Here is a 24,205-nt window from a genome sequence, read left to right on the forward strand (position 1 = left end):
CTGGGGCCCGCCGCGCTGGGATGCGCGGCGGGCCCCAGGGTCTTGGGGGAGTGGCTCAGCCGGTGGTGACCGCGGTGTCGTCGATCAGGAAGCTGGTGGCCGCGGAGGAGTCCTCGGTGCCGGTGAACTTGATCGTGACCGTCTTGCCCTTGAACGCCGACAGGTCGAGGGTCCGCTGGGCGTAGCCGCCGGGCGTGGCGTTGGAGTACGTCGCCAGGGTGGTGGTGCTGGTGCCGTAGACGACCTGGGCCTTCAGCGTGTCGTACGGCGTCGTGCCCGACTCCTTGGTGTCGATCGCCAGGTAGAAGCTGAGCTTGGGCGCCGTGGCGGTGGCCGGGACGGTCACCGACTGGGACAGCGTGTCGGTGTGCGCGCTGCCGTACCCGTCCAGCCAGGCGTAGTACGAGCCGGAGCGCGGAGCGGCGCCGGTGTCGTTGGTGATCACACCGGTACTGGCGCTCCAGTTGACGGCGCCGGACTCGAAGCCCGGGTTGGACAGCAGGTTGGAGCCCGTCGGAGGGGTGACGCCACCGCAGGTGGTGGCGGTGGGCACGACGGCGACGCCGCTCCACGCCTTCTCCACCGCGGCGCACTGGCTGCTGCTCGCGCCGTACAGGTCGATCGCGGCCTTGACGCTCGCGGTACGGGCCTCCGGATAGGTGGTGCCCGAGGTCATGTACGTGGTGAGCGCGCGGTACCAGATCTTGCCCGCTGCCGCGTTGCCGACGCCGGTGACCGTGCCGCCGTCACAGGTCGGGCTGTTGCCCCAGCTGGAGGAGCCGGAGCCGACCGCGAGCAGGTAGAAGAAGTGGTTGCCCACGCCCGAGGAGTAGTGCGGGTCGAGGTTCTTGGTGCCGGTGGTCCAGCAGCTCTGCGACGCGCCGTCCTTCTTCGGGTCGTCCATGTACCGCAGCGGCGTGGAGCTGATCTTCTCGCCGATGAGGTAGTCGGGGGCGTCCGCCGAGCTGTTGGCGTTGAACTCCACCAGGGTGCCGAAGATGTCGCTGGTCGCCTCGTTCAGACCGCCGGCGTCGCCGAAGTAGTTCAGGCCGGCGGTGGCGGAGGTGACACCGTGGCTCATCTCGTGGCCCGCGACGTCGAGTTCGGTGAACGGCTTGTCGCCGGGCGCGCCGTCGCCGTAGATCATGCTGAAGCTGGTGTCGTCCCAGCCGGCGTTGGCGTAGTTGTTGCCGTAGTGCACGAACGAGCGGGCGCCGACGCCGTCGTTCTTGATGCCGTTGCGGCCGTGCACGTTCTTGTAGTAGTCCCAGGTCGCCTGGATGCCGAAGTGGGCGTCGGCCGCGACGGTCGCGCGATCGCCGAGCGTGCCGTTGCCCCACACGTTGTCGGTGTCGGTGAACGCCTTGCCCCAGCCGGCCGGCGGGCTGTCGTTGGTGGCGGTCAGGTTCTGCGCGTCCCGCGTCTCCCCGTTGCCGCGGGTGGAGTCCTTGAGCTGGTAGCCGCCCGAGACCGCGGTGGTGGTCAGCGGGACGTCGCCCACCTGGTAGCCGTGCCCGGTGCCGTCGGCGGTGTGGAAGTCGTTCCACGTCTGCCCGACCTGGCCGGTCAAGGCGTCCACGAGCACGTTGAAGTGGCTCGGCGACTGGTCGGGGGCGATGCCGTCGACGGTCACCCGCCACGCCAGACGCGGGGTGCCGGAGAGCGCGTCCACCACCAGCGTGCTGGTCGTCGTGGCGCGCTTGCCCTGGAACCGCTTCTGCGCCAGGGCCTCCGCGCGGCCGGCGCTGACCTTGGGGGTCACCGGCACGGAGAGGCTGTTCTTGAGGGTCAGTGTGCTCTCGCGGAACGCCCCGCTGGGCGCGGAGTGCACGACGACGTCACCGCCCAGTACGGGCAGGCCCCGGTACGCCCGCGTCATGTGCACATGACGGGAGCCGTCCTTGTCGACCAGCACCGAGGAGGACGTGAAGGTGTCGTCCGAGCTCGCCCGAACTGCACTGGGGTGGGCGGCGATCGAGTCGCGGGCGTCCTGGATGGCCTGGCTCTTGTCGGCCTTGGGCGGGTGGGGGCGAGCGGCGTGGGCAGCGACGGCGGGAGATCCCGCGCCGGCTATCAGCAGGCCGCTGACGGCCAGCGAGATCGATGCGGCAAGAACAGTTCTCTTCATGGGCCGCGATGCTGGCCGTCGACGGGAAGTCAGGTCAACGGACGCCAACTCTGTTTAATTGCAGGCACTGTGAAGAGGCTGGCGATCGGGCCTTCCCCTGGCCACGACCCTGCCGTAGCCAGAGCTTTGGTCAAAACTGTTCACAGACTGTCTAACGTCTCGTCGATATCCAGCCAGGCTGTGGCTAACCTGTGGCCGCGTTCCATCCCCCCACAGGAGATCGCTGTCACTGGCAGTGCCTCCACCCCCCCCACAGGAGACCGCTGTCACCGGCAGCGCCTCCATCCCAGGTGCGCGACGTCGGCGCAGGAGGCGAGAGACTGGTGGAAACCAGTGGCACATCGCGGTTCGGGCAGGCGGTCCAGGCCCCACGGCTACTGGAGCAGAAGGCCGTGCAACCGCGGGAAAGACCGGACGATCTGCTCGACTTGCTCCGCACCGGCCCCTTCGAGGCCGCCCTGGACTCCGCCGTGCGGGCCAGCGGGCTCAGCCTTGAGCGCATCCAGTACCGGCTCGCCGAGCGCGGTGTGGAGATCAGCGTCACCACGCTCAGCTATTGGCGCCGTGGCCGCAGCCGCCCCGAGAGGCCGCAGTCCCGGCAGGCGGTCCGGTTCCTGGAGGAACTCCTCGGCGTCCCCACCGACGGCCTGGTCTCGCTGCTCGGCCCGCGCCGCCCCCGGGGACGCTGGGTGAACCGGAACTCCGAGGTACTGGAGACCGAGCACCTGTGGCGGGAGTTCGTGAGCCTTCCCGACCTGCTGGCCGAGTTGGGCAGTACGGACGACGGACTGCTCCGGGTCGCCGCCCACGACACCTACGAGCTCGACGCGCAGGGCGCCGGAGCGCGGCTGACCACGCGCCTGACGCTCAAGGCAACCCGGGATCGCGTGGACCGCTGCGTCGTGGTCCTCCGCGGCGAGGACCCGGACAGAGCGCTGCCCCGGTTCGTCGACGTACACAACGCCCGCCTCGGGCGGCTGCGCTCGGACCGCAGCGTGCCGTTGGTGGTCGCCGAACTGTTCCTGGACCGCACGCTGTCCGAGGGCGAGACCACGCTGATCGAGTACACCCTGCGGTTCCCCGAGAACGGACGCCGCGCGGAGGAGTGCGGGCGGGGCTTCCACGCCCCCGCCCTCCTCTACACCCTGGAGGTCGCCTTCCACCCGGACGCCGTGCCGGTGCGCTGCCGGCGCTGCTTCAGCGCCTCGGTCACCGGCGAGCCGGTGTCCGCGGAGCCCGTGTGGATCAGCGCAGCCGGCCGGGTGCACGCGGTCTTCGAGACCCCGGGCCCCGGCTTCCGGGCGCTGCGCTGGGAGTGGCACTGATCGGCGGACGCCGGCCACCGGATCGCGCGGCGGATGCCGGAATCAGCTCCGACGAGATGTGATCCGCACCCGACAACGCCGGTGCGGAGAAGCCGGTGTGCGGCCGCTCCCTGCTGCGCCCCGACCCGGTGTGGCGCGGCCGGATCGCGGCCTCGGGGTGCTGGGTGTGATGGGCATGGTCGCGCCCGGCGAGACGCCTGGACGCGATCACTCGTTCGGCCGCCTTCCGCCGCGTCCTGAGCGGCCCCGGCCGGGGCCGACCCTAGATTCGGAGCATCCGTACCCGACCCGCGCGCGAGGCGGTCTCAGGCCGCCCGATCCACCCGGCGGCGCGTGGCGAGCGAAAGGCAGGGCATGCTCCAGCGCCCCAACATCCTGCTGATCATCACCGACGAGGAACGTGCCGGCCTTCCGCGGCCGACCGGGTACTCCCTGCCCGCGCGGGAACGGATCGCGGCGCGAGGGACCACCTTCGAGCGCTACTACACCGCCTCCGCGCAGTGCAGCTCCGCGCGGTCCGTGATCTACACGGGGCAGCACCTGCCCCTCACCGAGATCTACGACAACGACAACATGCCGTACATCCGTCCGCTCGACCCCGAGCTGGGCACCATCGGCACGATGCTGCGGTCGGCCGGTTACTACACGACCTACCAGGGCAAGTGGCACCTCTCGAACTGCTACGCCACCGCGGAGAACCCCGGACCCACGACGGACGCACTGGAGCCCTACGGGTTCAGCGAGTTCAACGACTGGGGCGACATCGACGGCGGCGCGTGGGCGGGCCTCAAACTCGATCCCGTGATCGCCGGACAGGCCGTGCGCTGGCTGCGCAACAGGGCGCCGGTCGTCTCCGAGGACCAGCCGTGGTTCATGGCCGTCAACTTCGTGAACCCGCACGACATCATGAGCTTCGACTACGGCGGCCGCTCCCAGGTCCAGCTCCCGCCCGGCCTCGCCCATGCCGTCGTCACCCGTGCGGCGGCGAACATCCCCGTGTACCAGCGGCGCTGGGACTTCGAACTGCCGGTCAGCCTGCACGACGACTTGAGGGGTGCGGCTCCGGCGGTGGGGGAGTACGCCCGAATGCTCGACACGGTCTTCGGACCGGTCGCCGACGACCAGCACTGGTACGACGGTCTGAACTTCTACCTCAACGCCATTCGCGACGTGGACCGCAGTGTCGAGTTCGTCCTCGACGCCCTGGAGGCGTCCGGCCAGGCGGACCGCACCGTCGTGGTCTTCACCTCCGACCACGGCGAGATGGCGGGCTCGCACGGCCTGCGGCAGAAGGGCAACCTCGTCTACGACGAGAACTTCCACGTCCCCTTCATCATCGCCCACCCCGACGTGGCCGGCGGGGGTCGCACAGAAGCGCTCGCCTCCTCCATCGACATCGCGCCCACCCTGCTCGAGATCGCCGGACTGGACGCGGCCGAGACCGCCACCCGCCACCCGGCCCTGAAGGGCCACTCACTCATGCCGGCGCTCCACGGACACCCGGTGCGTACCGGGGTCCTCAACGCAGTGGAGTCGATCATGATGCTCGACGCCTCGTTCTGGTTCGAGTTCACCGACCCGGAAGCGCCCCAGCGCGTCGCCGCCGGCGACCTGCGCCCCGACTGGAACAAGCGCGGCTTCCTACGCGGCTACTCCGACGAGCGCTACACCTTCGGCCGCTACTTCTCCCCGCTGAACCCCAACCGCCCCACCGGCACCGAAGCCCTGCTGGCGCAGAACGACGTCGTGCTCTACGACCGCGAGCAGGACCCCGCCGAGATGCACAACCTCGCCGCGGACCCCGCCCACCACGGCCTGGTCGAGCGCTACCGGGCCCTCCTGGAGGACCTCATCGACACCGAGATCGGCACCGACACCCACGCCTGGGTCACCGAACGGCCCCGCCTGCTCGGCTGGCCCACCTGGCACGGCGACGACACCCGCCCCGAAACCCTGGCACAGCAGACACGCTGACCGTGTACGCCGAGGCATGAAGACCACTGTCGTCGACTGCAACCCCGCCCCCGTGCTCCTGTCGGTGTGCGGGGGCGCAGCCCGGAAGCTCGCACACTGACACGGGACCTCTTCCGGCCGCCGCGTACCCCCCGGCCATGTCACCGGATGGTGCCCGGCGTCGGCAGCACGGGGTCGATGCACCGGGCACTCCCGCACGTTGTCGGCGACGTGCGGGAGTGCCCGTACCGACGAGCGCGAAGAGGCCGTCACCACATTCGGTGCACGGTCGCCTTGCCACCGGTCACCAAGCTTGCGGGCGGAACGTCATCGGCCACGACAGCGCCGGCGGCAACCACGGCGTCACGGCCGATGCTGACGCCGGGCAGGATCGTGGCACCGGCACCGATCCACACATTCTCCGCCACGTCGATGGGTGCGCCGGTGAGGTACAGCCGCCGCTCCTCGGGATCAACCGGGTGGCCGCTGGTGATGAACGTGACCTTCGGTCCGATCATCACGCGCTCGCCGAGCCGGATGCCCGCATAGTCCAGGAACGTGCAGTTCTGGTTGATGAAGACGCGCTCGGCGAGGTCGAGGTTCAGGCCATGGTCCGTGAAGAAGGGCGGATAGATCGTGACTCTCGGCGGCAGCGGCTTACCGAGGATCTGCTCGAACAGCTCCGCCTTGCCCGCTTCGTCTTCGAAAGGCAGGACGTTCAGGCGGGAGGTGAGCTCGGTGACCCGCAGGACCCTCTCGGCCATGGCCTGGAACTCGGCGCTGTGGATGCGCATGAGACGGTCGCTGGACATGCCACGATCCTTTCCGTGCATCAGTGACTGGACAAGATTCACCGAATGATCAAAGCCAAGGGGAGCCGCCGAAGGCGAGAACAAGGGCATCTGGGCATCCAAGATCGTTTTGTGACGAACAATCCGGACACCTCGCGACGGCACTCTATGTGAAGACCGACGACCTGCCGAAGGCGTCTCCGCATCTGGCGCCGTGGCGTCCGGCCGTGGGATCGCCCCGCAGCTCACCGACGCCTGTAACGCTCGGAACTGGCCGGATAGCCCGTCCAACGCTCGCTGACCGCCTACGACCGCTGACTTGGAATCGATCGCCAGCTCTGTGACCGCATAGATTCGCCGGGTTGATGGTTGGGGCACCGGGCGACGGGTGGCATGGCTGAGGGCTGTGGCAGGATGCCGCGATGATCTCCAGCTCACGCATACCAGCAGTTGTTCCGGCGGGGCAGATGGCCAAGATGGACCAGCCGGTGTTCGGCCTTCCGTGCGGCCTGGAGCTGCGTCCCTGGCGTCTTTCCGATGCCGCCGTCTTGGTGGCCGGCAGTCAGGATCCCGGGATTCGTCAGTGGAACCGTTTGCTGGTGGAGACGCCAGAAGACGCGCGCCGGAGGATTGAACGCATGCACGAGCGTTGGCGGGCCGAGCTGAGCGCGATCTGGGCCATCGCCCGACCGGAAGGCGAGGCTGTGGGCCTGATCGGGTGGGGCGACATCGACCTCAGCGGTGGCAGCGCCGAGATCGTCTACTGGATCCTCCCCGCGGCACGCGGGGGCGGTGTGGTGGTCGAAGCCACGAAGCGCGTCAGCGAGTGGGCCCTGAAAGACCTTGGCCTGCATCGCCTGCGGCTGTGTCACTCGGTGGCCAACCCGGCATCCTGCCGTGTTGCGGACAAGGCCGGATACTCCCTCGAAGGCACCATGCGCAGCGCGCTGCTGCACGCGGACGGGTGGCATGACGAGCACCTGCATGCCCTCGTCCAGGGCGACATCTGATCGTGCGGCAGACGGCCAGGCCGCTTCCGGCAGAGGTCGTCCGGCCCACCGGATGCTCTTCTCACTGCGGATGCGTCTGCGGATGCGGGCGCGTTCGGGTCGTTGGACGGCCAGGCCGTCGGGACGCCGGACGTTCTGGCTGCGCCAGCGCAGGCAGCGACGCAACTCCCGTGTCTGGACGGCTGCGGCCACGCTTCGTCCCCGACGCAGAACTGTCGCCCGCACCCAACACCGGCGGGATCATTTCCCCGCAACTTCGACCGCCGTCACTCGAAGATCACCGGTCACGCTGCGCACGCGACCCACCAGGAATGGACCGGAACCCGAGCTCTGGAAACACCTCGGTGCTTGATTTGAGACCCTGCTGCTCTGTACGTCACCGGTGTGGCTTCGTTGACTTCAAGCGGGTTCTGGCTCAATTTCCGTGGAGCTTGCACTCTGGAGCCGGTTGCGCTGGGTGCGGCGGCCGGTCGGAACGCGTTCACGGCTCCTGTCTGCGTCTTCCTGCCGACGTGCAGAGCGCCGGCAGGCGGCCTGGCTTGTGGCGCGTCTCCGCACGCGTGTGATCATGCTTGGCGACGTGGCAAGGAGGGGTGGATGGCCGGCGTATGGGTGACGGTGTGTCTGCCGGGTGAGGCCGCGGGCGATTTCGAAGGGGCGCTTGGAGAGGCCCTCGCGCCCTTCTGCCTGGACACGGCTGACAACCCCGTCGACCGTGGCATGTGGGACGCGCGCCACGTTAGTGGCGGCAGCGACGGCATGGGTTTCGCGGTCGTCCCAGGACACATGGGCGATCCCAGACTCATCCACGACGACCCTGGATACGACGGTTCGCCCCTCCCCAGCGTCCCGGGCGTCTGCGCCGGAGGACCGCGTGCCCTGCTCGTTTTCGCAGCCGAACCTCGCCCGCGAGCGCGCGGTCGCCGCGTCCTGGGACCTGTGGCACAGCCTGTCCGCCCTCCACCCTCCGGCCATTCCCCTCGCGGTCTTCGTCGACCGCTGGTGGAACGATCCGGACGCATTCCCCGGTGACCGGTGGGGAGACGAGATGCTCTCCGCCTACCGGGCCCAGCCTCTGATCCGGGCCTACCTCGACCACCCCTTCAGCCTCGACATGGGGTATCTGGGGTTCGTGGGCCCTGCCGGTCCCGAGGAGCACCCGGTGATCGGCTACGACGGAACCCGTGCCGAGTACATCCGTGGACTCACTGGGCCATACCCGCCGAACACGGACGTCCTCACGTTGGACGGTTGGTGGTTGGAGGGCGGCAGCAACGCCGTCCACGCCTCCTGTGATCCTGGCTCTTGCCCTCACGACCCTCCGAAGCCCACCGTATGGCAGGGCAGCGAGGCGTACCTCGCGGACCTTCCCGGCGACACCATCCTCGTCCGGCTCCACTGCCACGCCTGATGTCACTCCCGGTGCACGCTTCACGAAGAGTGAGCCAGAATCTTCAAGCGACAGCGTTTGTCGATGGCTTCCGGCGGTGGTGGGTGATCAACAGCTGAGCAGATGCCGACGAGTTTTGACGGCACTGCCGACGGTCGTGACGGTCCGGGCTGGTGAGACCCGGCGCAGGGCGTGGGATAGTTGATCATGCCTGTGACTAATCCGTGGCTGGCCGGCCCGTCACCGAAGCAGCGGCTCGATCGCGAGCGGCTGGAAGAGCGAATACTCAATCTGCTGTCGTCGCAGAACATGTGCGTGCTCGCGACGGCGGGACCGGAGGGGCCGCTCGCGACGCCGGTGCGGTACTTCCACCTCGACTTCGCGGTGATGTTCTCCACGGCTGCTGGTTCGCCGAAGATGAGGAACCTTGCTGCGGATCCCCGGGTGTCGGTGGGGATCTTCGCTCCGCTGGTCGGGCAGGCCAGCAGCCGAGGTGCCCAGCTCTTCGGTCAGGCTCGCGTACTGTCCGAGTCCGACGTGGATTTCGAGCACTACTGGCCGTCTTTCCGCTGGCAGTCCGACCATGTCGAGCGGTCGCGCTCTCTCGACGAAGCGCCGTCGGGGCCGATCATCGTGATCGAGGCCGAACGGATCGTCTATACCGAGCACTGGCTGCGGCGCGAGGGGTTCGCGCCGCGTCAGTTCTGGACCCGAGCGGACACGTAGCCGGGATCCTTCGGCCGGCTGTCGGGGCGGCCAGCCGGCCTTGGCGGGCCCCTCGGCTCGGGACCCGTTCACCAGCTTCGTCGCGAGGGTGTAGCGGACGCGGTAGCCCTTCATCGCGGCTTCGGTGCCCAGGGCGATCAGCATGCGGGACTTGCCGGTGCCGGAGTCGCCGATCAGGCAGAGCGGCTGACTCTTCTTGATCCACTCGCAACTCGCCAGGGTGTTGATTGTGGCCGGGTCGATGTTGGGGTTGGCGTCGAAGTCGAAGCTCCGCAGGGACTTCTCCCGGGGGAAAGCCGGCTGCCTTGTTCCGCCTCTCTGACCGGCGGCGGGCCCGGTCGTCGCACTCGGTCATCAGCAGCTCGGCGAGGAAGCCGCGGTAGCTCATCTGGTCCTTCGTCGCCCGGTCGGCGATGTCGGAGAACTCGTTGCGGATCGACGACAGCCTCAGCAAGCGGCAGGCGGAGTCGATTGCGGCATCGGCGCCTGCTCGGTCAATCCTCGCTGGCGGGGCATGGTCACGGCGCTTCTCCCTCACGGTGGCCGCTGCCGCGGGTGCGGCGGTGTCGGAGCAACTGGTCGTAGTGGGTCACCGAGGGCAGCGGCCTGGTGTCCGGGGGAAGATGCGCGAGCCGCCACTCGTGCAGGGACGTCACCGTCGCCGAGGACTGGCCGAGGGCCCGGACATCCGATGCGGGCTCGGTCGGCCTGCGCAACGGCAGCCCATCGGACCGGCTATCCGGCTTCGGGCCACGCGGCGGCCGATGCGTCGTTCGCTCGGCGGCGTCGGTAGTACGCGACGGTGAGGATTGCCAGGAGCGGTCCCCAGACGAGGAGCGGAGCGTACGACGTCCACAGCGCCCAGGCGGCCGGACCGCTGGTAGGGGAACCGTTGCCGTCCTCGTTCAACGGCTCCACGAAACCGAAGATCTGATTCAGCACGGCGTACGCGCAGAACATCATGATCAGTGCTGCCCCGACTGCGGCCGGAACGACGGCCGCCGGGATCGGGATCCGTCTACCGTGCAGCCTCGGTACCCAATCCGGGACGACTTCGCCCCACGGCCGCACCAGCCCGAGAGCGAGCAGCGCGAGCCCCTCGGAGACCAGGGACAGCCCGATCACGTACGGGCGTTCCCACACCGACCAGTGGTAGTCCGCGTCGTAGCCGGCCAGGCCCAGCACCAGCGCGACACGCCATAACCCAGACGGCAGGACACACAGTGGGATGGCATGGGCCACCCGGACCGCCCAGCGGGGAACGGGCTCGACGGGCTTACGGCCGGTCGGCGCGCCGACCGCCATCTCGGTTGCCGTTGCCGTGCCCCTGGCAGGCGTGGTCATGTGTGCCCTCCCCGACGAGATCCGACGTTGTCGATCTTCGGGTGCGGGGTGGGACCTCAGCGTCCGCCGCCGGGTTGATCCGATGGGCGACCAAAGGATGACACCGGCGGCGCCAGCACTCCGGCCCCGGCGCTGCCGGTCACCCTCGACAAGCGGGTAAGGTCGCCGTCTTCCTCCGCCCGAGCTGGATCCCGCAGTGCGCACCGCGCCCGACCAGGGCGTGATCGTACGGCGCGGCCAGGGCTGCACGCTCTGCGACAGCGTGTGCCCTCGGTCCACCGCCCACTCCTCGCCCGCTGCCAACCCCTCGACGGCGCCCCGGGCGCCTCGGCGATCCCGGCCCAGCACAGACCCGCTGTGAGTACGAGAATCGCTTAAGCGCCCTCTGTCAGTGACCAGCTCCACGCCCCGGGTGCCCCCAGACGGGCCGCCGCTGCGGCTGCCCTAATGCATCATCTGGACTGTGCCGCAGTTGCTTACAGGCTGGCCACCCGGGATTGATCTCGAAGCGTATTGGCCTGCAGACCGGCGGGGTGGCAGTTCAGCGTTTGCTGGTCGGCCCGTTACTCGTACCGGTACTTCAGCGTCTCCGCCTCCGCCTGCTCGATGTCAGCGATCGTCAGCTCCGGCATCCGCAGCTGAGCCAGCGTCACCTCGGCCGAGGTCGGCTGGGCATCCGCCGGCAGCCACTGCTCCGGCTTCCAGGCAGCGCTGCGTAGGAGCGCCTTCGGGCAGTGCGGGTAGACCTCCTCGATCCCCAGCACCAGCGCACTGGCCGGCGGCTTGCCCACAGCGGTCAGCTGCGACAGCAGGTCCGGGCGGGTGGAGACGCAGGCCCGGCCGTTCACCCTGAGTGTCGTGGTGCGCCCTGGGATGAGGAACAGCAGCCCGGCCCGTCCGGTGGCGATGACGTTCTGCAGGGTGTCCAGACGCTTGTTGCCCGTCGCGTCGGGTATCGCCACCGTGCGTGCGTCCAGGACGGCCACGAACCCGGCGGGGCCGCCGCGCGGGGAGACGTCACAGTTGCCCTCGGCGTCCGCGCTGGCGACCAGGACCAGCGATGAGCATCCGATCAACCGCCGGGTCTGTGCGGTGAGTTCTGTCATCTGCTTGCGCACGGACGCGTCGCTGGGGAGTGCGTAGGCCCGGCGCAGCGCCTCTTGGTCGGGCACGGCGTCGAGGCGGAGCGAGTCGAAGGCGCTGCCGGTAAGGGGTGTTGTCATGCTCCGGACCCTAATTCGACCACGCCCGGGATTCCGGCGCCTACCCTTCCGATGCCGTTCTGGAGGAGGACCCGGATATCTCTCCCCTGTGCTCCACCTTGCCTGGCCCACGTTCCTACGTGGCACTCCCTGCCGCTCCGCCGACGGCATCCAAGCCGTACCCGCGCAACATGCCGCTCGCCTCGCGCAGTAGGGCCTACCCCACTCCGCTCAAGGGGGCTTGTCGGAGTGCCTGAGTGCGGCGCCGCGTGATCGGCTGTCCGCACGAGATTCGTGGAACGGAAGGTGGACAGGTGAGAGTCCGGATCGGGTACTGGGCATGGATCGTCGGCGTGGTGCAGTTCTTCGTTGCCCACGTCATCGCCGAGTTGGCTTGGGCCAGACCGTATAGCTGGGCGCGGAACAACATCAGCGACTTGGGCAACGTTCACTGCGCCTTGCAGCCAGAGCCCGAGCCGCGGTACATCTGTTCCCCCGAGCACGGCCTGATGAACGTTTCGTTCGTCGTCCTGGGAGTGTTGCTCGTTGTCGGCGCCGTTCTGACCAGTGGTGTCCTTTGGCGCAGTGGCCGGGCCGCTACCACGACGCAATGGCTGCTCGCCGGTGCCGGCTTGGGATTCGCGCTGGCCGGACTGGCTCCTGCGGACGTCAACGAGAACCAGCATGTCCTGGGCGCCCTCCTCATCATGGCAGCCGGCAACATCGGTCTCGTCATGGCGGGGTTCGCCCTGGCAGAGCGCATACCAACCCCCCTGCGGTGGGGGACCGGCCTGCTGGGACTCACAGCGATCACGGCCCTCGGGCTGTTCCTCTCCCGCCACTACCTCGGCCTAGGCATGGGAGGTATGGAACGGATCGCTGCTTTCCCTCTCCTGCTCTGGGCGCTGGCTGTCGGCGCCCATGGCGTCTTCCACCGGGCAGGTCGCACACACGAGGCGATGCCGACAGAACGCCTCAGTCATGCTGGTTGAGAGGTGTGGTCCGGTCCCGGTCCTCTTCGCATACTCCTGACTCCGCCATGTCGTATCCAGAGAAGTGGGCCGCCGTCTCGATGATCAGGCATCAGTCCGAACCGGTCGTGATGCGCGTGGCGACCGCTTCGCTGTCGATCAGTCACACGTCCAACGGGTCGGACGGAGCCTCCGTGCCGTACAGATGACACGAAGCCACCACTTGTTCAAGACCCCGTGCAACGGGCACTCGCTCACCGTCCTCGATTCCACCTGCTGACCGCACTGCCAGGCAGACCACCAGCTCACCCCGTAGTTCGGGACAAGCTTTTAGCTGCCGAAGGCCGCGAGGGCCAGTCGCTGGGCCACCGCAGGGACGCCGTCGATGGGACCCGCGGTGCCCACCGCGTAGACGGCGCGCAAGTTGAGGTCGCGGGAGGCGAAGACACCGCTCCGGTATCCCGGATCCGATCCCGTCTTGCCCCACAGGAGCGACCCGTTGGGAAGCGGCGTGGACATCAGCCCCACGCTGAAGCAGGCCGTGCCCTTGCCGGGGCCGATGTTGCAGTGGGAGCCATCCGCGTATGGCAGAGGCTTGCCATCGATGCCCTTCGGTATCGCGAACAGTTCGGCGGTCTGAGCCGGGGGCAGCAGCCGGCCGTCGAACAGGCCGGATATGAACCGGTCCAGATCCGCCGTGGTCGAGGTCATGCTCGCAGGCAACCCACCCTGCACGTTGACATCGACCAGGTCGCCCCCGCTGTTCGCCAGATAGCCGGGCAGGTACGGCCGGGGCACGGGCGTGCTGCGGTTCGGAACGGCGGCTCGGGTGTCCCGCATCTTCAGCGGTTTGAGGATGCGGGTGGTCGCCTCGTACTGGTACGAGTGCCCGGTGATCTCCTCGATGAGCTTCCCGGCGATCCGGTAGCCGAAGGAGTTGTACTCCTGACGTGTGCCGGGGCTGAAGCGCGGCCCCGGGCCGGGCCGGCTCTCGGGGCGGAGAGTCTCCCGGATCACCTCGTCGAACGTGACGTAGCCCAGCAGCTGCTCGATCTCCTCGTCCGGCGTGGCGGCCGGCGCGCCCTCCAAGTCCTGCGGGAGCCCGCTGGTGTGGTTGAGCAACTGCCGCACGCTGATCGGCTCCTTGAACCGGTCTTCCGGCAGCAGGCCGGGCAGGTAGTGCTGGACGCTCTCGTCCAGGTCGACACGGCCCTCGGCGGACAGCTGGAGCAGGATCACCGCCTCCATGGGCTTGGTGATGCTGCCGATCCTGAAGTGCGCGCGCGGGGAGAGATGCCGACCGGTGACGACGTCCCCCGCCGCACCCCGCCACGTCTCCCCGTTCTTGTGCACCTCCGCTACTACGCCGGCCGCACCGTCACCCGGACGCGGGACGATCGTCGAACGTAGCGCTGCCCGGTCCAGCTCCGGGGTGGGCCCAGCGGTGGCAGCCTGGGCGGGCGCGACGGCACCGAACGCCAGAGCGGCGGACAGGGCAAGGAACGATGAACGACGCGTGGCACGACGCATGGGTCGACTCCACCTCTCGAAGCAGTGATCAAGTTCGTTTCGAGTCTGTCCGCCTGGCACGCCCGCGACGACCGGGATCACCCCGGTCCAACCCCGAACCGACCCTGACTCCTCATCAGGGAGACCCAGGGGACGGATAATCGCTCCCTACGTCACACACAAGGTCCGCTGCTGCGCCGCCATCATGCCGACGGCTACGGCCGTCCTTGGCGCAGGGGGAGAGCAGCATCTCCGGGCGGACACTCCGCGGCTTGAGCTGACCGACGACGCCGAGGACCGGCTGTCCAGCTACGCCGCACCGCACCAGTGGCGCGACACGGCGAGCTGTGTGAGGCCACGCCGTGCACATCGCCGGTGGCCTGCTGGCCTCGCCCCTGCCCTGCCCCTGCCCCGCCCTTGGCCTCCGGGTCTGGGTCCGGCCTCAACGGGACCCTCGACATCGCCCCGTCCGTCGCGCCGCAGCCGGGGGCGGTTGCCTATTCAGGGGCGGGGCCGCCAGCGCCCTGGCTGGGCTTCACCTGCCTGGTACGACGGCACCGGGGATTGACGGCCGTCCTCGCGTGAGTGTGCTGCTGACCGGTGCCTTCGGCTGCGCTCGGCTGTTCTCGGTCGACCTATGGCCTGTTGTCCGCTTTGGGGTTTGCGAGGAGCTGTTCATTCATTCGAGTGGCCGGTGCGGAAATTTCCCCAGGGTGATCTTGGCGGGGTGAGCATGTGTCTCGACACCTTGTCACTATCCCTTTCACAGAAGGCGGGTACAGCCATGTCTGCAGACGGAACCACGGATCCCCTCTTCGCGCTCTCGGCAGAAGACCTCGCGAGGTTGGACGCGATCCGTGAGGCGCTGCTCGACCCGTCGCCGCGCCGGATCGGCCGTCTCGACCAGTGGGGTCTGGCCGATGAGTACGAGGTCTACGCGGAGATCGGCCGGTACGCGGAGGTCTCGCTGACCATGGCGGACGGGACGCTCCTGGACGCGTCGCTCAGCGTCCCGAGGCACCTCGCGCCGGGGCAGGTTTGCCCCGCGGTCGTGCTGCCCGCGCCGCTGATCAGTATCGGGCACCGGGCCTACCTCGGCATGATCTCCCGCTGGACGCAGGGCGGCTACGCCGTTCTGGCGTACAGCCAGCGTGGTCTGGCCAAGTCCACGGGCGAGATCCAGGTGGCCGGACCGCTGGACTGGTCCGACGCCACCGAGGTCATCAACTGGCTGGTGGCGCAGGACGGTGTCGACGCGGACCGGATCGGGTTCTTCGGCGCCTCCTACGGCGCCGGCACGAGCCTGCTGGCGGCCGCGCAGGACCCGCGGGTCAAGGCCGTCGCGGGCGCCAGCGCCTGGGCCGACCTGTTCACCTCGCTGTACGAGAACGGCACCCGCCACATCAAGGCGTTCGAAGCGCTCGTGCAGCTCTTCGGCGAGGACCGGTGCTCGCCCGAGTTCCGCGAGATCATCCAGAAGATCCGCGCCAACACCATCGACGACCAGGTCAGGGAGTTCGCCGAGCGGCGCTCGCCCAAGGCGTACCTGTCGCAGTACAACGACAACGCGACGCCGATCCTGCTGACCACCACCTGGCACGAGACCATTTTCTCCGTGCCCGCCGTCATCGACTTCCACAAGCGTCTGACCAGCCCCAAGACGCTCCTCGTCCAGGTCGGCGACCACGGCAACGCCGAACTCCCGGGCCTGGCCGGACTCCCCGCCAAGCCCACCGACATGGCCTACCGGTGGATGGACCACTTCCTCGGCGGCACCGCCGGCGACGGACAGCCTCCCCGGTTCGACGTCCGCTCGGAGTACATGTTCAACCCCCTCTCTGACCTCCGCCACGCCACCTGGGACGACTACGCCCTGCCGAAGAAGCGGCTCCACCTTGCCGACGCCCCCTCCGGGCAGAGCGACGGGCAGCTGACCGAGGACAAGCCGCAGGCAGGCTGGACGCGTTCGGTGAAGGCCACCGGCCAGGGCACCGACATCGTCGTCGCCCCCAAGCTGGTCCAGACCGGCCTGTTCGAACGCCTGGGCCTGCCCCACGCCTACAAGACCGCCGACATCGACCGTGGCCTGGCCGCCGTCTTCGCCACCACGCCGCTGGAGCAGGCATCGCGCGTCCGGGGCGATCTGGAACTGCGGCTCACGGTCAAGCCGCAGCAGGCGGACGCCACGATCGTCGCCTACCTCCTGGACGCCGACCCGGCCACCGGCAGGGCCCACATCATCACCCACGCCCCGTACACCTTCACCGCCGAGCAGGCCGGCCAGGCCACCACGGTGACCTTCCCCCTCCAGCCGGCCGACTACGTCGTGTCCAAGGGCCGCCGACTCCAGCTGGTCATCGACACCCACGACCCCTTCTTCGCCTACGACAACACCACCACCCCGGTGTTCACCATCGACATCACCTCCCCGAAGGGCACCGAGTCCTACCTCGACGTCCCCCTTCACCCCGTAGGCTGACCCCCACCCCTCGGCGCACCGGTACGGTCCGTCCGGGTAGGAGGTCACCACCCTCACCGCCCTGACCCGCGTCGACGGATCGCCGTACCGGTCGGCGGCGACTTCAGCCTCGCCAACGAGCACCAAGCCCCACCGCGGGCAGGGTGGACTACACCCTGCCCGCGAAGAACCCCGTAAGCCCTACTCACCGGGGCATGGGCAACACCCAGACCATGCCCGTCACCGGGGGGAGCGCCGTCGTCACCGAAGCGCCGCTGGTCGCGCGGGCAGGGGTAACGATGACTGCGGCCAAGGACCGTAAGAACACGCGCTCCTTGGCCGCGAGTCCGGGCACCACGCGGTGTACGACACCGCCACGCCAACCGGCCGCGACAAGATGGCCAACAGCATCCGGAATGTGCGCCGGAACCCGCCTGAAACCTTGGCTGTGAGCAGGCGGTGTCACCCGTGCCCCGGGTGAGGAGGGGGATGCGCCGCCAGCTGGCGCCTGGTGTGGGGTGGTGTGACGTGGGGGAGGGTCAGGCGAAGTACGACTTGAACTCGGTGAGGCTGATGCGCCTGTCGCCGTCGGTGTCGGCCTCTCGGACGAAGTCGGCGAGCTTTACTCCGCCGAGGGTGCCGCCGTTGGCCAGGTCGTAGTCCCTCAACTCGCGCAGTCGGATCTCTCCGCTTCCGTCCGTGTCGATGTCCGCGAACACTGCCTCGGCCTCGGCCTCGGTCATCTTGCCCACTTGGTCCTCCTGAGGTTCGTGTACGGGGAATGACTTCACGGCAGGGGACGCCTGGGATCAAACGTCAGTCGGTACGCCATGCGAGGCCCGGCAGATTCACTACATCGGGCGCAGCGGATCCACGCCTACCGACCTACTGGACCTGAGGGCGTACGGAGGCCGCTGCCCGCTGTCCCTGATCTTCACTCCAGGCCAACACGTGGCCTACACCCAGTTCAAGCCGGTTCTGGCGGAGATACCGTCCAGGCAGGACGAGCCAGTCCTGACCCAGGCCCGCAGGAGGAAGTGGGCGACGTCCGAATCCCGTTCGCGGACCTCGCTGCCCCAAGACCTCTCCCTCCCTACGGGTTAGGAGTGGTGAATGGCTTCGGTGAGCCGGTGGGCCGCGTCGACGGCGGCCTTCGCGAGTCGGGTGCCGGGGTGTCGGGTGAGGCGTTGGATCGGGCCGGTGACCGTGACGGCGGCCACGACGCGGTCGGACGGGCCGCGGACCGGCGCCGAGACGGAGGCCATGCCGGGTTCGCGTTCACCGATCGACTGGGCCCAGCCTCGGCGCCGTACGCCGCTCAGGGCGGTGGCGGTGAAGCGAGCGCCCTGCAGGCCCTGGTAGAAGCGCTCGGGCTCCTCCCAGGCCAGCAGGACCTGGGCAGCGGAGCCGACCTTCATGGGGAGGGTGGACCCCACCGGCACGATGTCGCGCAGGCCGGCGGTTCGCTCGGCGGCGGCGATGCAGACGCGCAGCTCACCCTGGCGTCGGTAGAGCTGCGCGCTCTCGCCGGTGGCGTCCCGAAGGGAGGTGAGGACCGGACCGGCCGCGGCCAGTAGGCGGTCCTCGCCCGCGGCAGCCGAGAGCTCACCAAGTCGAGGGCCAAGGACGAAGCGGCCCTGCACGTCCCTGCCTACCAGACGGTGACGTTCGAGTGCGAGGGCGAGTCGATGGGCCGTAGGCCGGGCCAGGCCGGTGGAAGCGACCAGCCCCGCCAGAGTGGCCGGGCCCGACGCGAGCGCGCCGAGTATCACCGCTGCCTTGTCGAGGACGCCAACACCACTAGAAATATCCGAAATGTCCATGAAGGGGGTACTCCAGTCTCGTGCCGCGAGCCATGACTTGCGGCGACCTCGCTCAGGGGAGGGCAGGGATGATCAGCGGGAAAGGGCCGAAGCGGTCGGCCGATATGCCGCGGTGATCGCGAGATGGGTACGCGGAAAGCCCGGGGTGGACAGAGCCGGGGCGAAAGGCAGCACAGAGAGCACCGTGTCTCCTCATCTTTTCCCGCGCCACGTTGGCGCGAGCCGGAGTTGGCACTGATCCCGACGACACGGCGTGAACATTGAGCGCCGAGTCGACCGGGGAGTTGCCGGGGCTTCGTAGGGCCGGTCCCTCCACCCCTCTGGATGATTCGCGGAGAACGATACAAGACTCCCGGGGCTGCCGTGCTCGCTGCCCCGTGCGAGTGAACGTCATGCCGCGCGACGACCTGGTCGATCTGCAGACTCACCAGGCGTGCGCTGCGATCGACCGTGCCACCTTCCTGGCCGAGCTGTGAGACGTCAGGCAGCGGGGCGCCACGACCGGCATGTGCTTCCAATGAGGGCCGGCCGGGGCGTCGGCTGGCTACCTCGCACCAGTTACCCCCTTCGGACCTCCCGCCTCCCCGGGCGGGAGGCGCATGGGCAGTACCGACCGGCGTGCGCCAGGGCCTTCACACGTGCCCTCACTGCGGGCGGTCTCCGTGTCGGTGGCCTGGTTGTGCCGTCAGCCCCTTCGCTCCAGAGGGTGCGGTGTTGTGTGGCGGGCTGGTTCCGCCATGGGTGCCGCTCTCGCCGAGGGCGACTGTAGCTGCGTGCGCCGGGGTCCGGGCGGAGTGTTCGGCCTCCGGGTTGTGGGCGTGCCGGGCGGCGGCCCCGGCGTCGCGACGCAGCATGATGGAGATATGCGTTCTCGGCCCGTGCTCGTCTACGACGGAGACTGCGGCTTCTGTACGACGTCGGCAAAGTTCGCCGAAAGGCGCGTACGGCCCCGCTGCGACTTCATTCCATGGCAGTACGCGGACCTCGAGGCCCTCGGCGTCACCCGAGAGCGTGCCGAGTACGAGGTGCTGTGGGTGACACCGGCCGGCGCGGTGGAGGGAGGGGCCCGGGCCGTCGCGAAGGCACTCATGAGCGCGGGCGGGGCCTGGGCACTTCTCGGCGCGGTGCTCCTGCTGCCCGGCGTGAGATGGGCCGCCCGATGCGCCTACCGTCTCGTCGCGGCCCACCGCCACCGACTACCGGGAGGAACACCGGCCTGCACCACGCCCCGCCGTCCGTCGTGACCTGAGCCGGAGGGCCTTGAAACGGCTCGCTTGGCTGCTGGCGCTGCGGCGGGCGACGCCAGGTGGAGCCGTAGCCTGGTCGACGCGGCCACGGCCATCGCCCGGTGGCCAATAGCGGTCCCGGAGCCCTTCCCCGCTCGCAGGATGGGTGGGAGCGCCTTGCGTGCCTTGCGTCTGTTGTCACGCGAGGTGTCACGTGGGTGGTCACACGAGGCCGCTGTCGCGTCTGTTGCCTGGTGAAATCCTGTCTGGTCCCCGGCGTGTGTCGTGGGTTTGACGGCCGGCTCCGGCCTGCCCGGGCAGTGCCTGGCGCCCGTGCAAGGCGCCACCTGAATTCGGCAGGCCCCGGTGTCTTTCTGGACGATTCCTGCCGGTCGCTGTCGTGCCTGATGAGGGTGATGGCCGTCAGGGCCGTGTGGGTTGTGTCAGGCGATGAGCTCGTAGGTGCTGCGTGCCGTCAGCCAAAGGCCGACGATCAGGGCGAGGGTGACGATGAGTTGTTCCTGGTGTTGGGCCAGCCAGTTTCGAAGGGCGTTGAGGCGGGCGTTGGCGTCCGCGGGCGCCCGGAGTGCGTACGTCTCCATGACGATGAGGCTGAGTGAGGCGAGCAGGCAGTAGCCGGTGAGTGTGAGCCAGTCGGTGACGGTGGAGAGATCGGCGTCGAGGGCGGTGGCGGCGCCGGCGCCGACCAGCGCCCAGGGCTGCAGCACCCAGGCCAGGCCGGCTGCTGTGACGGGGGATGCGTTGTCGATCCGGGTGGTCCAGCGCGGAGGGCCGTGCGGGCGGGGCGGCCGGCGGTGTCGGTGCGCGCCGTAGAGCACCAGGACCAGGCCGATGGCGAGTTTCACGGCGAGCCCGGCGGTCGAGGGCGCGCTGTGACGGGCGGGGGGCTGACCGCCGGTCAGCAGCACCACGACGGCGGTCACAGCGATCAGGTTGGCGAGCCATGACAGCAGGAACGCCAGCCCCTGCCGGATGCCGCGCCGTGAGGAGAGCAGCAGGATGAAGGCGCTGTTGTGCAAAGGCCCCAGGGTGATGGCAGTGCCGATTAGCACCAGATCGAGGACCATCGGGACAGGTTGCTCCTGGGTCTCGGGGCTGTCCGCCGCACCTGGAGGGAGAGGCGGCCGACGGGGGACGAGTGCTGCTTCGGGTCCGCATAGCGACTTTGCAGGCGACACTCCGGCCGGTCAAGCAGGCCACGCCCGCGAAGCGTCGCCGGTCTGCGTGGACCCTGCATTGCCGGCCTGCGTCCGTATCGGCTTCGGCGAGGCCACGGAGGCGCGGGCTGGGGTGAGTGGTGGCGTCCGCCCGGCCCTCCTGTTCGTGGCGGTCGGTGGTGTCGGCCGTCCGCCTCTCGGGTACTGAAGCAGCATTGTTCTAGATTGCCCTGTTATGGAATCCAGTGGTGGAGTCAGCCGTCGGACGGTGCTGAAAGCGATCCCGGTCGGCGCTCTGGCAGCAGCGACAGGGAGTGTCCTGGCCGGCCGGGGTATGGCAGCGGAGGCGCCTTTCCCGCAGCCTGTTGTCGCGACGGCACGCCCGGTGCCTGGCTCGGCATCACGCGTGCTTGAGCAGATCTTCGATGTGCGGTTCACGGACGTCGAAGTGCCGGGCTACGGCCGGGTCACCTCCCGCACCTACAACGGGACCATCCCGGGGCCGACCCTGCGGGTGTGTGGCGGGGACACGCTGCGGCTGACGCATGTCAACGGCCTGCCGCCCAACCCGCCACACACCACCGATCCTCACGCGCCCCATCACGCCAACAGCTTCAACCTGCACACCCACGGCCTGCACGTCAGCCCGTCAGGGCAGGCCGACAACGTCCTGCGGGAGTTCGCGCCGCGCACGGAGGACGAGGTCGCCGCCGGCGCCCCGGAGCCGAGGCACGAGACGGTCATCGACGTGCCGGAGAACCATCCGGCGGGAACGTACTGGTATCACCCGCATCTGCACGGAGCCACCGCCGAGCAGCTCATCGGAGGAATGGCCGGCGTGATCATCGTCGAAGGCGATGTCGACGAGGTCCCCGAGATCAAGGCGGCCGCCGACATCGTCCTCTGCATCAGCGAGCTGAAGTTCAGGGACGGCCACGTCCCCGCCTTCACCTCCGGAACCTGGGTGAACGGCATCCCTTCCCTCTTCACCGTCAACGGCACGGTCAACCCCACCCTCACCCTCCGCCCCGGTGAGGTCCAGCGGTTGCGACTGGTCGCCGCGACCGCGTTCACCGCCCTGCAGCTCAAGATCACCAGTACAAGCACCAGCACCAGCGTCGGCGACGGCCTGACCATGCACCAGATTGCCCAGGACGGTGTCACCTTCGGCGCCCCACGAGCCCAGACCATCGTGGACCTGGGCATGGGCAACCGCGCCGACGTCCTGATCCAGGGCGCCACGCCCGGCACCTACCAGCTGCGCGCCGCAACAGCCCCCGGCCCGCTGATGACGATCCAGGTCTCAGGAGAACCCGTACAGCCTCCGATGGAACTGCCGACCTCACTGCCGCAGGGCAGGCCCTTCCTCGACGAGAACGACATCACCCACCCGGGCGCGGACCGGGAAGTGGTCTTCCACGCCGACCCCGGCGTCTTCACCGGCCCCTTCCCCAACGCCTACCGCATGCTCGGCACTCATCCCACCCCCGCGGCCGATCCCACAGGCGACCTCACCCACGACCCCGCCTACGGCCTGTTCGACCCCGACTACACCAACCACACCCTGCGCCTCGGCTCTGTGGAGCGATGGACTATCCGCACCGACGAAACCATCCCCGCGCGCAGCCACCCCTTCCATCTGCACACCAATCAGGTCCTGCTCACCCACCGCAACGGCCAACCGCTCGAGACCCCTACCTGGCACGACACCATCGGCCTTCCCGGCGGAACTCCCGGACAGTCCGCCACGTTCCTCGTCCGGTACGAGGACTTCACCGGCGACACCTTCGTCCACTGCCACCAGCTCCACCATGGAGACCTGGGCATGATGCAGACCGTCCGCTACGTCGAAGCGCCGAACCCCGGCCAGGCGCAGACCCGCCCCGGCCGGCCGCAGACGCGCCCCGCCGGACGCTGAGGAACCCCAGCGGCGCGAACAGACAGCAAGGGGCTCTGGGCGTGTCATGGAGGCCCCAACCAGCAGTGGCGCCTGCCGTGATGAGAAGTCTGATCGACGGGTAGGCCGACGAGGGCCACCATCCTGAACGGGATGGTGGCCCCTCACCTTGATCTCTGACGTCATGTCGGACAACGGTCTCGCCGGCGCACCCGGTGCGCAAGGGGATGGAGAACAGCCGGATCGGTATCGCCCCCGGCCTCGTTCCTGCTCTGTGCTGCCGGCCGGCGGGTGTGAGCCGGCGGACCGGACGGTAGGGAACCGCGCCTCAACCCGTCGTCCAGCGATGGAGCTTCTCGGGGTTGCGTACGACCCAGATGTGCTTGATCCGGTCGTCCGCGACATCGAACGCGTACACCGACACGATGGCGCCGTCCTGCTGAGCCACCAGACCGGGCTGGCCGTTGACCGTGCGCTCCAGGAACGTCATGGTGTCGGGCTTGCTGCGGGCGATCTCTCGCCAGGCGTGCGCGATCTGCTCAGCGCCTTCGATGGGGTGCGGGAAGGTGAGGGCAAGGCCACCGCCGTCGGCGATCGCTGTGGCATCGGGGTCGAGCAGGCCGATCAGGGCATCGATGTCCTTGGCCTCCCAGGCTTGCTTGAAGTCTCTGACGACGGCGGCGCGTTGGGCTGTAGCAGTCGTGGAAGGCCGCGCGGCCCGGATGCGGCGGCGGGCCGAGGAGGCCAGCTGGCGGCATGCCGCCGGGGTCCGGCCGAGGATCTCGGCCACTTCGGCGAACGAGTGGCAGAAGACGTCGTGCAGGATGAACGCGACGCGTTCGGCCGGGGTCATCGATTCGAGCACGACCAGGAAGGCCAGGTTGACCGACTCGTCCAGGGTGACCCGGTCGGCCGGATCGGCCGCCGCACCGTCCGCCCGCCCACTGATCCACTCCGAATGCTTGGGCAGCGGCTCTGGGATCCAGTCGCCCACGTAGGTCTCTCGCCTGGCCCGCGCCGAGCCGAGCAGGTTGAGGCAGATGCGGCCGGCGACGGTCGTCAGCCAGGCGGCGGGGTTCTCGATGGCGTCCTGCTGCTGCCGTGACATGGCGTACCAGCGGGTGTAGGTCTCCTGGACGGCGTCCTCTGCCTCGGCCAGGGAACCCAGAAGCCGGTACGCGAGATTGATCAGTTGGCGACGCTCGCTCATGAGCGCGTCCAGGCCCGGATCGGGCCGGCCGTGTCCTGGCTCGGATCGGTTACTCATGGTGCCG

Annotated in this window: 18 protein-coding genes, 1 pseudogene and 1 riboswitch; of the genes and pseudogenes, 9 read left to right on the forward strand and 10 right to left on the reverse strand. The window is 68.9% G+C overall.

What is annotated here, in order from left to right:
• Positions 1–55 precede the first annotated feature (55 nt).
• Entirely contained in the window at positions 56–2,128 is a 2,073-nt protein-coding gene (locus ACFVZH_RS28505; protein WP_384901622.1) for a M4 family metallopeptidase, read from the reverse strand.
• Between the two features lie 428 nt (positions 2,129–2,556).
• Here ACFVZH_RS28505 and ACFVZH_RS28510 point away from each other — a divergent pair, with 428 nt between their 5' ends.
• Together ACFVZH_RS28510 and ACFVZH_RS28515 are read left to right on the forward strand one after the other, a co-directional pair.
• Positions 2,557–3,453 carry a hypothetical protein gene (locus tag ACFVZH_RS28510; protein WP_384901625.1) on the forward strand — a complete coding sequence of 299 codons (897 nt, stop codon included), beginning with the start codon at positions 2,557–2,559 and terminating at the stop codon, positions 3,451–3,453.
• A 333-nt stretch (positions 3,454–3,786) separates the two neighbouring features.
• A complete protein-coding gene (locus ACFVZH_RS28515; RefSeq protein WP_384901627.1) occupies positions 3,787–5,427 on the forward strand; it encodes a sulfatase-like hydrolase/transferase in 1,641 nt (546 codons plus the stop codon).
• A 248-nt stretch (positions 5,428–5,675) separates the two neighbouring features.
• On the opposite strand, the gene ACFVZH_RS28520 is transcribed toward ACFVZH_RS28515, so the two are convergent.
• Positions 5,676–6,218, reverse strand: coding sequence for a DapH/DapD/GlmU-related protein (locus tag ACFVZH_RS28520; protein ID WP_384901629.1), 543 nt, complete (start codon positions 6,216–6,218; stop codon positions 5,676–5,678).
• A gap of 446 nt (positions 6,219–6,664) precedes the next feature.
• Here ACFVZH_RS28520 and ACFVZH_RS28525 point away from each other — a divergent pair, with 446 nt between their 5' ends.
• The 3 genes from ACFVZH_RS28525 to ACFVZH_RS28535 all read left to right on the forward strand — a co-directional run bounded on the left by ACFVZH_RS28525 (position 6,665) and on the right by ACFVZH_RS28535 (position 9,323).
• On the forward strand, positions 6,665–7,207 hold the full coding sequence (locus tag ACFVZH_RS28525; RefSeq protein ID WP_384901631.1) for a GNAT family N-acetyltransferase: 543 nt from the start codon (positions 6,665–6,667) through the stop codon (positions 7,205–7,207).
• 874 nt (positions 7,208–8,081) lie between these two features.
• Positions 8,082–8,618 (forward strand): hypothetical protein, encoded by a 537-nt coding sequence (locus tag ACFVZH_RS28530; RefSeq protein ID WP_384901633.1) that lies wholly within the window; start codon positions 8,082–8,084, stop codon positions 8,616–8,618.
• A gap of 186 nt (positions 8,619–8,804) precedes the next feature.
• Positions 8,805–9,323, forward strand: coding sequence for a pyridoxamine 5'-phosphate oxidase family protein (locus ACFVZH_RS28535; RefSeq protein ID WP_384901677.1), 519 nt, complete (start codon positions 8,805–8,807; stop codon positions 9,321–9,323).
• A 66-nt stretch (positions 9,324–9,389) separates the two neighbouring features.
• Here ACFVZH_RS28535 and ACFVZH_RS28540 read toward each other — a convergent pair.
• The 3 genes and pseudogenes from ACFVZH_RS28540 to ACFVZH_RS28550 form a co-directional block, all read right to left on the reverse strand.
• Positions 9,390–9,845 (reverse strand): annotated as a pseudogene (locus ACFVZH_RS28540) (ATP-binding protein); the annotation flags it as partial.
• A gap of 213 nt (positions 9,846–10,058) precedes the next feature.
• Positions 10,059–10,667: a hypothetical protein gene (locus ACFVZH_RS28545; RefSeq protein WP_384901635.1), complete on the reverse strand. Its 609-nt coding sequence runs from the start codon at positions 10,665–10,667 to the stop codon at positions 10,059–10,061.
• 563 nt (positions 10,668–11,230) lie between these two features.
• A complete protein-coding gene (locus ACFVZH_RS28550) occupies positions 11,231–11,890 on the reverse strand; it encodes an MSMEG_1061 family FMN-dependent PPOX-type flavoprotein (RefSeq protein WP_384901637.1) in 660 nt (219 codons plus the stop codon).
• 293 nt (positions 11,891–12,183) lie between these two features.
• On the opposite strand from ACFVZH_RS28550, the gene ACFVZH_RS28555 reads away from it, so the two are divergent.
• Positions 12,184–12,861 (forward strand): DUF998 domain-containing protein, encoded by a 678-nt coding sequence (locus ACFVZH_RS28555; RefSeq protein WP_384901639.1) that lies wholly within the window; start codon positions 12,184–12,186, stop codon positions 12,859–12,861.
• A gap of 309 nt (positions 12,862–13,170) precedes the next feature.
• Here ACFVZH_RS28555 and ACFVZH_RS28560 read toward each other — a convergent pair whose 3' ends face one another.
• Positions 13,171–14,370 (reverse strand): serine hydrolase domain-containing protein, encoded by a 1,200-nt coding sequence (locus ACFVZH_RS28560; RefSeq protein WP_384901641.1) that lies wholly within the window; start codon positions 14,368–14,370, stop codon positions 13,171–13,173.
• A gap of 763 nt (positions 14,371–15,133) precedes the next feature.
• On the opposite strand from ACFVZH_RS28560, the gene ACFVZH_RS28565 reads away from it, so the two are divergent.
• Complete coding sequence (locus ACFVZH_RS28565) at positions 15,134–16,828, forward strand: CocE/NonD family hydrolase (RefSeq protein WP_384901642.1); 1,695 nt, start codon at positions 15,134–15,136, stop codon at positions 16,826–16,828.
• 518 nt (positions 16,829–17,346) lie between these two features.
• On the opposite strand, the gene ACFVZH_RS28570 is transcribed toward ACFVZH_RS28565, so the two are convergent.
• Positions 17,347–17,550: an EF-hand domain-containing protein gene (locus ACFVZH_RS28570; RefSeq protein WP_384901680.1), complete on the reverse strand. Its 204-nt coding sequence runs from the start codon at positions 17,548–17,550 to the stop codon at positions 17,347–17,349.
• Positions 17,551–17,907: 357 nt separating this feature from the next.
• Positions 17,908–18,630: an IclR family transcriptional regulator gene (locus tag ACFVZH_RS28575; protein ID WP_384901644.1), complete on the reverse strand. Its 723-nt coding sequence runs from the start codon at positions 18,628–18,630 to the stop codon at positions 17,908–17,910.
• Positions 18,631–18,819: 189 nt separating this feature from the next.
• A riboswitch (SAM riboswitch) is annotated at positions 18,820–18,961 on the reverse strand.
• Between the two features lie 532 nt (positions 18,962–19,493).
• On the opposite strand from ACFVZH_RS28575, the gene ACFVZH_RS28580 reads away from it, so the two are divergent.
• Positions 19,494–19,874, forward strand: a complete 381-nt coding sequence (locus ACFVZH_RS28580; protein ID WP_384901646.1) for a thiol-disulfide oxidoreductase DCC family protein — start codon at positions 19,494–19,496, stop codon at positions 19,872–19,874.
• A 425-nt stretch (positions 19,875–20,299) separates the two neighbouring features.
• On the opposite strand, the gene ACFVZH_RS28585 is transcribed toward ACFVZH_RS28580, so the two are convergent.
• A complete protein-coding gene (locus ACFVZH_RS28585; protein WP_384901647.1) occupies positions 20,300–20,944 on the reverse strand; it encodes a GAP family protein in 645 nt (214 codons plus the stop codon).
• Between the two features lie 496 nt (positions 20,945–21,440).
• Here ACFVZH_RS28585 and ACFVZH_RS28590 point away from each other — a divergent pair, with 496 nt between their 5' ends.
• A complete protein-coding gene (locus ACFVZH_RS28590) occupies positions 21,441–22,952 on the forward strand; it encodes a multicopper oxidase family protein (RefSeq protein ID WP_384901649.1) in 1,512 nt (503 codons plus the stop codon).
• A gap of 307 nt (positions 22,953–23,259) precedes the next feature.
• Here the strand turns inward: ACFVZH_RS28590 and sigJ are convergent, their stop codons facing one another.
• Positions 23,260–24,198, reverse strand: coding sequence for an RNA polymerase sigma factor SigJ (sigJ, locus tag ACFVZH_RS28595; protein WP_384901651.1), 939 nt, complete (start codon positions 24,196–24,198; stop codon positions 23,260–23,262).
• Positions 24,199–24,205 lie beyond the last annotated feature (7 nt).

The organism is Streptomyces sp. NPDC059534 (assembly GCF_042743475.1).
Taxonomy (GTDB): domain Bacteria; phylum Actinomycetota; class Actinomycetes; order Streptomycetales; family Streptomycetaceae; genus Streptomyces.